The sequence below is a fragment of the Haliscomenobacter sp. genome, assembly GCF_040403615.1.
Taxonomy (GTDB): domain Bacteria; phylum Bacteroidota; class Bacteroidia; order Chitinophagales; family Saprospiraceae; genus Haliscomenobacter.
This window is the reverse complement of sequence record NZ_JBBAKG010000194.1, coordinates 1-5,319: the sequence shown is the minus strand read 5'-3', so window position 1 is coordinate 5,319 and position 5,319 is coordinate 1. Positions and strand designations below refer to the sequence as shown.

The following is a 5,319-nucleotide window of genomic DNA, read 5'->3' as shown; positions in this document are numbered from 1 at the left end:
TTTACTTATCTAATCCTCTGGCAAAATGATCACTTATTTTTTTATCGCCCCTAAGCACTAAAAAACAGTCAATAAACATGAAACATATCCTGATTTTTTGGTTCTTCTTCTTGCCCTTAGCGCTCAATGCCGCTACTTTTTATGTGGCAACAACGGGCAATGACAACAATCCTGGCACTTTGGCGGCCCCCTTAAAAACCCTCGTCAAAGCCATTGCCCTCGCTACACCGGGTAGCATCATTGAATTGCGGGGCGGCAAATACACCTCCAACGAAATCCGCGTCAACAAAAGCAACCTGACCATTCGTTCCTATGCCAATGAATGGGCCATCATTTCGGCGGTGACCAATGTGGAAGACATTAGCTCTTGCCTTTGGTACAACGAGCCTGAGACCGATGGAGGCCTGCTCGAACGCCTGGAAATCGTAGGGGGGTATTATTACGGACTCAAATTTGAAAGCAATTGGGACTGGGACAATTCCATACCTTTTTCCAAACGCCGCGGCACCAGCAACATTACCGTACGCAATTGCATCATCCACGATACAGGGCGGGATGCCATCAAACTCACCCCAGCGTGCAGAGGCATCAAAATCCTCAACTGTGAAATTTACAACAGCGGCAAAGGCCCTGGGGCACAACTGGATTTCAACGCCGAAGGCATCGACAATGTCAACGCGCCTGATATGCTGGTCAAAGGCTGTAAAATTCACGATATTGCCACCACCGGGATTTATGCCAAGGGCGGTGCACGCAATTGCCGCATCGAGGGCAATACCATCACCAATTGTGGCGAAGGGGGGATTTATCTCGGTTTTTACACCGACGAGGAATGGTTTGACACCCAATCCAATCCCGAATATTATGAAAACCTGGACGGCATCATGATCAACAACCTGATCATGAATACCAAGCACGCTGGCATTGGCCTGTGGGGGGCCAAAAATGCCCAGATTTACCACAATACCGTGGTCAATACGGGACAAAACGAAATGGCCACTCTTTTTTTTAATGTGGGCGATGTTTGGTTGAGCAATACCAAGTCGGCACATCCGGGCAACATCAATGCCAAAATTCAGAACAACCTTTTTGTCCAAACTTCTAATCAAAATCTGCCCATGTTGCGGATTCGAGAGGATGCGGGTTCCAAAACCAATGTCATCGACAACAATGTGTATTTCCGCAATGGCGGCAAATCCGTTTTTATCAGTAACGCCCTCACTTGGGAAGACCTCACCCTCGCCCAATGGAAAACACAAAATGGTACCGATCAAAAAAGTCTGGAAGTAGATCCCAAAATTGATCCCAAAGGCCATTTGGTTTCAGGCAGCCCATGTATCGGGAAAGCCATTCCGATTCCGATGATTACGCACGATGTGGACGCGGGTTTGCGAGACCTCAATCCAGATATTGGTGCCGATGAGTTTGGTGTGGTTTCGGGGGTAAAATCCACTCCCGCCAAAACTGGGCTACAACTCCGCATCAAACAAAATCCAGTCCAGAGCGAAATCCTCTTTTTTGCCCTGGAAACTGAACAAAAACTCAATGCCAACCTGAATATCCTTTCCAGCAATGGCCAGTTGCTCAAAAGCAAAAACATGAACCTGGGTGCGGGTGAAAATGTGCAACAATGGTCTGTTGCCGACTTACCTGCTGGCACCTACATCCTTCATTTTTATGGCACAAGTGCGCTTTTTGTAAAACCATAAATCACCTAAAACTTTATTGCAACACCATGAGAAATCCAATCGTTCAGCTTTGGATAAGCCTACTGCTTTGCTTATCCCTCAGCCAACTTGTTGTGAATGCACAACCCGTCAAAATCCAAACCCTACAAAGCAATACTACCGCTATGCTGAAGCGGCAGAGCATCACTGATGGCGTGTATTACCTCAAAGTGCTCAATACGGGCAAATACCTTGGTGTAGCGGGCATTGACCCCAACAATGGCGCGGCATTGATTCAATGGGATTTTGTGAATGCAGCGAACCACAAATTTGAACTCAAAAACATCGGCAACAATGTGTTCACCCTCAAGGCCATGCACAGCAACCGCTACCTGAATGTAGCCGGACAATCCTGGGACAACAATGCCCCCATCATCCAATGGGATTATGTCAATCAGGCAAACTTGCATTTTTCGCTTGTCGCCAATGGCAATGGCTTCAACATCCGTTGCGAACAATCCCAAAAATACTGGCACCTGTACGGCGGAAACGAGCAGGCCGCCAATGGCATTGCGGTGGTGCAATACACCGGAGGAGGGGCAATTTTTGCCCTGGAGCTCGCTGAATCAGGATTTAAGGTCAACAAAGATCAACTGGAAAAAGTAAGCCCTGCGATTACCCGTACTTATGAAAAAACCCGCCGAACTTCGGATGGGGTTACCCTGACTTCTCGCTACCAAATTGCCCCACCACTGGCTGGAAACATGGCAGCCAAAACCAACAAAGCCCGCATCACCAGTCAAAAACCTGCCCCCTCCTCGGATGTGGATTGTGAATCCTCGATCATCCGCATCAGCCTGGACGATAATTCTTTCATGACTGCAGACATTGCTTCACAAGTTGGAGAAGTAGTGCCCGGCTCCGTATTCAATATCCTGGACTATTTGAGTGGCTCCTGGAAACGGCAAACGGATGCCCTGAAACCCATGATTCTTTCTGCGGATGTTAAAAATGTTATCGCCGGAGGAACAGTGACCCAAGACGTGCAAAACCCGACCAAGCCGAACCTCCAACAAGCCATTGCCAATCTGTACGGCCAATTTTCGAGCGAAGAGAAAAAACAAACCAACCTGACTTACAATGCCACCATCAAAGAAGTGCACAACGAGGCTGATTTTCAACTCCAAATCGGAGCTGGTGCGCATTACCTGACCTACAGCATCGACAATCTCTTCAATTTTCAACGCGGCTCAAAAAGCACTTACTTGCTGATTGACATCACCAAAATCATGTTTACCATTGAGGCCAATGCCCCACAAGGTGGTTTTTTTACGGATGATGCCCTGAATCAAGATCCCAACCTGGTGTATTTGAAAAAAGCGGACTATGGATTGCGCATCCTGGCCAGTGTGGAAATAAAAGAATCGCTGGAAGTGATTGCAAACAAGTTAAAGCTGAAGGTAGAGGCTTTTGTTGCTGGGGGCAACGTGGATTTGGACATGATGAGCCGGGAACTGAACCAGGAAATGACCATTAAAATGTTTGTAGTGGGGGGCCAATCTCGGGATGTGGTCTCAGCCTACAGTCTGAGTGATCTGAAAAACCGGGTGCAAAGTATTGAAAGCAGCATGAGCTACCACACCAGCCAGCCCATTCGGTACACCATCGCCACTACGCGAGACAACTGGATCGTGAGTTACAATACCGCCACCGACGAATTCATCAAACAAACCTGCACACTGCCTGCGGTAAAGGCTTCGGGAGCGGCCGTCGAAATCAATGGCCTGATGCTGAAAGGCAGCCCCGAAGGAGGTGATCTGGATATGTATGGCAAAGTTTGGGTCATGGCCTACCAGAGCAACAATGCAGAAGTACCCGCCGAGCGAGGCCAAAACATCCTCCTGGACTTGCCGGGCGAACAAAGTGTAGACCTCGACAACAAAGGGAACTCCATCGTGCCCGGCAGCAATGTAAAATTCATTTTCCCTCCCGGTACCGCCGACGGCAGTTACATCGACATTTATTTTGCCCTGTTTGAAAAAGATGCCAATCCCGATTACGCTTACGGTGATGGAGACGACGACCATTTCACCTTCCGCTACCTGGACAACACCAAAAAGTGTGAAACCGGCAAAACCAGTCGCAGGCTTTGTTACAAACGGTTTTACCTCAATGATTTGCCCAAATACGATTACAGTGAAGAGTTTTCGGAAGCAGGAGAAGTGATCAGTCTCACCCGCTTGAATATTTCCAAATTGCCCGTCAATCAATAAATCATGCGCTACACCGTATATTTAAGCTTGTTTTTCTTGCTGCTTGGCGCTTCGGTTGCACAAGCTCAACAAACCCAACAATCCGCCGCCAATCCCCAATGGGGCAACCTGGCCGGTGGCCCTGGGCAAAAATTCCCAATCACCTTGGCATATGGCCCGGATCAATTGGCTGTATTTTGGGATGCTGGCGAGAAAATTTATTGCCGCCGTTGGCAAAACAGCACCTGGTCTGAATGGGAACTCATGGGCTGGCCACACGGTGATGGGAATGATAGGGGGCGACTCAAAGTTATTTCTTGGGAACCAGGACGTATGGATGCATTCACTACCCTGGAAGGCCACCTGTACCATACATATTGGGATGGAAAAAAATGGAGCGCTTGGGATCACCGCGGAGGTGGTGACCTGGAGGGAGAAATTGAGCTGCTTAGCTGGGCACCGAATCGCCTCGACATTTTTGCCATAACCGAAGGGGGAGGACTCAAACACACTTGGTGGGACAATGGCTGGGGCACCTGGGAGGAACTGCGCAATGGCAAATTGCCCATCGATGACGGTTTCGTCCGGGTTACTTCCTGGGGGCCAGGCCGTTTGGACATTTTTGCCCAGGTTAGCCAAAGAATGGAGCACCTATATTACGAGAATGGCTGGGGCACATGGGAAAACCTGGGCGGTTTGACGGAAGGCCGCTTCACCGCGGTTTGTTCTGATGTCAACCGAATTAACCTCTTTGCTCCGGGAATGGATGGAAAAATTTGGGGTTTGCACTTCTATCCCACGGGATGGAGCCAATGGTACGAATTAAAAATTCCGGTCAAAGCAGGCTCAGCGCTCCAGGCCATCAGCCGAAAAGAAGGAGAAGTCGATTTGTTTTACACCGCATTGAACGGTTCTTTAGGTTATCGTCAAACTACCTCAGAGGGCGCAATCAACATCCAAAATCTGGGCGGATACATGTTGGGAGGGCTATCGGTTGCCTCCTGGGGGCCCGAGCGTCTGGATGTGATTGTACTGGGTGGCGATCGGCAGTTTTATCATCTACCCTGGGATGGCCAGAAATGGGGATATTGAGGGCATTTTGGATTGGGCTGTAGCAGAGAGTAATAAGAAGTAATATTGACATTTTTCGCAGCTTCGCTGCTATTTTTTGTAACCACGACGAGCACGACGTTTTAGCACTGCAGGCTTTTTGAGGCTTCGCCTCTTTTTGCTAAAAGTGACAGGATGGGAGAACGGATGACGCGGATTTGGGCGGATTAAAACGGATTTTGCTTTGCCTGCGGCAAAGCTTTTTAGACACGAAGGGTTTAAGACCCAAAATTGATTGAGCCCAAAAGAGTTTCTTGGGGACTTTGTGCCATCACGCCGAAGGCGGGAAA

4 protein-coding genes are annotated in these 5,319 nt (G+C 48.8%); 3 read left to right on the top strand and 1 reads right to left on the bottom strand.

The genetic code is table 11. The annotated features are described in order from the left end of the window. Positions 1–77: 77 nt before the first annotated feature. Genes ABW391_RS28425 through ABW391_RS28415 form a run of 3 tightly spaced genes read left to right on the top strand, consistent with a single transcriptional unit; the run spans position 78 to position 5,011 of the window. Positions 78–1,709 (top strand): right-handed parallel beta-helix repeat-containing protein, encoded by a 1,632-nt coding sequence (locus ABW391_RS28425; protein WP_353485291.1) that lies wholly within the window; start codon positions 78–80, stop codon positions 1,707–1,709. A 26-nt stretch (positions 1,710–1,735) separates the two neighbouring features. Further along, a complete protein-coding gene (locus ABW391_RS28420; RefSeq protein ID WP_353485290.1) occupies positions 1,736–3,940 on the top strand; it encodes an RICIN domain-containing protein in 2,205 nt (734 codons plus the stop codon). 3 nt (positions 3,941–3,943) lie between these two features. Beyond that, the gene (locus tag ABW391_RS28415; RefSeq protein WP_353485289.1) at positions 3,944–5,011 is read left to right on the top strand and encodes a DUF8189 domain-containing protein; all 1,068 of its coding nucleotides are present in this window, start codon (positions 3,944–3,946) and stop codon (positions 5,009–5,011) included. Positions 5,012–5,080: 69 nt separating this feature from the next. Here the strand turns inward: ABW391_RS28415 and ABW391_RS28410 are convergent. Next, on the bottom strand, positions 5,081–5,319 hold a 239-nt coding region (locus ABW391_RS28410), incomplete at its 5' end, for a hypothetical protein (RefSeq protein ID WP_353485288.1).